At 66.4% G+C, this 2,593-nt stretch carries 3 protein-coding genes; 1 reads left to right on the forward strand and 2 read right to left on the reverse strand.

The genetic code is table 11. The features are described from left to right. Positions 1-15 precede the first annotated feature (15 nt). Complete coding sequence (gene mbfA / locus ENN83_RS12370; RefSeq protein ID WP_287187429.1) at positions 16-993, reverse strand: iron exporter MbfA; 978 nt, start codon at positions 991-993, stop codon at positions 16-18. Between the two features lie 172 nt (positions 994-1,165). Here mbfA and ENN83_RS12375 point away from each other — a divergent pair, with 172 nt between their 5' ends. Further along, entirely contained in the window at positions 1,166-1,789 is a 624-nt protein-coding gene (locus tag ENN83_RS12375; protein ID WP_287187431.1) for a TetR/AcrR family transcriptional regulator, read from the forward strand. On the opposite strand, the gene ENN83_RS12380 is transcribed toward ENN83_RS12375, so the two are convergent. After that, positions 1,786-2,505, reverse strand: coding sequence for an NYN domain-containing protein (locus ENN83_RS12380; protein WP_287187432.1), 720 nt, complete (start codon positions 2,503-2,505; stop codon positions 1,786-1,788). The two genes, ENN83_RS12375 and ENN83_RS12380, sit on opposite strands and share 4 nt — an antisense overlap. Positions 2,506-2,593 lie beyond the last annotated feature (88 nt).

The following is a 2,593-nucleotide window of genomic DNA, read 5'->3' on the forward strand; positions in this document are numbered from 1 at the left end:
GCCCGGGCGCCGCCCCTATCCCGACCCGATCAGGATGCCCGCCGCCAGCACCAGCCCGCCGCCCAGCACCACCTGGAAGGCCGCGCGCAGGAAGGGCGTCTCCATATAGCGTTTCTGGATCCAGGCGATGACCCAGAGCTCGATGAAGACGACGATCATCGCGATGGTGGTGGCGGTCCAGAAATCCGGGATCAGGTAGGGCAGCGCGTGGCCCAGCCCGCCGACCGCCGTCATCACCCCCGAGGCGATGCCCCGCTTGAGCGGCGAGCCGCGCCCCGAGATCACCCCGTCATCCGAGGCCGCCTCGGTGAACCCCATCGAGATCCCCGCGCCCACCGAGGCGGCGATGCCCACCAGCAGCGTGGTGCGCGGATCCTGCGTGGCAAAGGCGGTGGCGAAGATCGGCGCCAGCGTCGAGACCGAGCCATCCATCAGCCCGGCCAGCCCCGGCTGCACCCAGGTCAGCACGAATTTCCGATGCGCGGTGCGCGCCTCCTGCGCCCCGGCATCCTCGCCGACATGCGCGTCCACCAGCTTGTCAGCCAGCGCCTCGTGCCCGGCCTCGGCGGCCGCAAGATCGCCCAGCAGCCTGCGGGTGCCCGCGTCCGAGGTCCGCTGCGCCGCCTTCAGGTAGAAGGCATGCGCATCGCGCTCCATCATCTCGGCCTCGTCGCGGATCCGCTCGATCCCCAGATTCTCGATCAGCCAGACCGGGCGGCGCGCGTAATAGCCCGAGACATGCTCGCGCCGGATCAGCGGGATCACCTCGCCGAACCGTTCGCGGTGCTTCTCGATCAGGCGCTGGCGGTGCAGGTCCTCTTCGCCCGCCATGCTGTCGAAGACCTGCGCCGTATCGGGATAATCGGCGCGCAGCCGTTCGGCGTAGCTGCGATAGATGCGGGCATCGTCCTCCTCGGACGAGATCGCAAGCGCAAGGATCTCCTGCTCGCTGAGATCGGAGAACCGGCGCCGCTGGGTAAGTCCGGGAATCATCGGCATCCTCATTATCTGGAACGATTTTAAACTATGCCGTAAAAGGCGGATTTCAAGCGCAGGATTTCCATTCGCCACGCAGCGCGACAGAGGGCCATTTGCCGCCCCGCCAAGGCTTGCCCGAAGTGAACCGTCTGGTTTAGACTACCCCCTCGGTAGAACGGAAGGCCGGATGAACCCCATTCCCGCGACGATCCGCAAAGGACGCAAGTTCGAGCAGGTGCTGGAAGGCGCCCGCGACATCTTCTTGCGCGACGGGTTCGAGGGGGCGAATGTGGACGACATCGCCCGCGCCGCCGGCGTGTCCAAGGCCACGCTCTACAGCTATTTCCCCGACAAGCGGCTCTTGTTCATCGAGGTGTTCCGACAGGAATGCGACCGCCAGACGCTGGCCGCGCTGGACCAGATCGACCTCGACGCGCCGGTGGCCGAGGTGCTGCACCATGCCGCCGGACTCATGGTCGCCTCGTTCGTGAACGAGTTCAACCAGGCGGTGTTCCGGATCTGCGTGGCCGAAACCGACCGCTTTCCGGAACTGGGCGCGACCTTCTACCGCTCGGGTCCGCGGCGGCTGCATGACGAACTGGCCGGTTTTCTGGCGGGCGTGGACGGACAGGGCGAGGTGGCGATCCCCGACGCCGCCCTTGCCGCCGACCAGTTCATCGAGCTGTGCAAGGCCGATCTCTACCTGCGCCACCTGCTGCGGATCGACGACAGCTTCGCCCCCGAGGAAATCGCCCGGGTGATCGACGGCGCGGTCGCGACCTTCATGGCCCGCTACGGGGTCCGGACCTAGTCCACCCGCCGCACCTGCATCTGGTTGCCGATCTTGCGCGTCTCGAACCGCTTGAGTTCATGCACCAGGTCCGACAGCTTGCGCTTGCCATAGGTGCGGGTGTCGAAATCGGGATTGTCGGCGGTGATGTACTGGCCCAGCTGGCCCAGCGTGTACCACTCGTCCTCCTGCTCGATCTTGTCCATCGCCCGGATGATGAGGTCGATCGCCTCCTTCGGCGGCCGCTTGCCCGACGGCGCCTCCGGCGCCTTGCCCTTCCGCACCGGCACCGTCTCTTCGACGATGTTCTCGATCAGCACGAAGCGGTTGCAGACATTGCGCAAGCTGACCGGCGCCTTGGCCTCGCCGATGCCGATCACGTCCAGCCCGTGTTCGCGGATGCGGCTGGCCAGCCGGGTGAAATCGCTGTCCGACGAGACCAGCACGAACCCGTCGAACCGACCCGAATGCAGGATGTCCATCGCGTCGATCACCAGCCCGATATCGCTGGCATTCTTGCCCTTGGTATTCGCGGTTTCCTGATGCGCCACCAGGCCCAGCCCCAGCACCTTCTCGGACCAGGGCTTCAGCCGGTCCGACGACCAGTCGCCATAGACCCGCCTCAGCGCGGGTTCCCCGAAGGAGGTGATCTCCTTCAGGATCGCCTCGGCATAGCGGGCGGGAATGTTGTCGGCGTCGATCAGAACGGCCAGAAGCGGGGGCTTGGGGTCGGGCAAGAAAGGTCTCTCCTGTCGGCGATGTCCGAGTCGCACCGGATCGGACGGGTTCGGGGCAAGCTGGGGCAAAGGGCGCGGGCTTGCAAGC

Source organism: Rhodovulum sp. (genome assembly GCF_011048875.1).
Taxonomy (GTDB): Bacteria; Pseudomonadota; Alphaproteobacteria; order Rhodobacterales; family Rhodobacteraceae; genus Rhodovulum; species Rhodovulum tesquicola.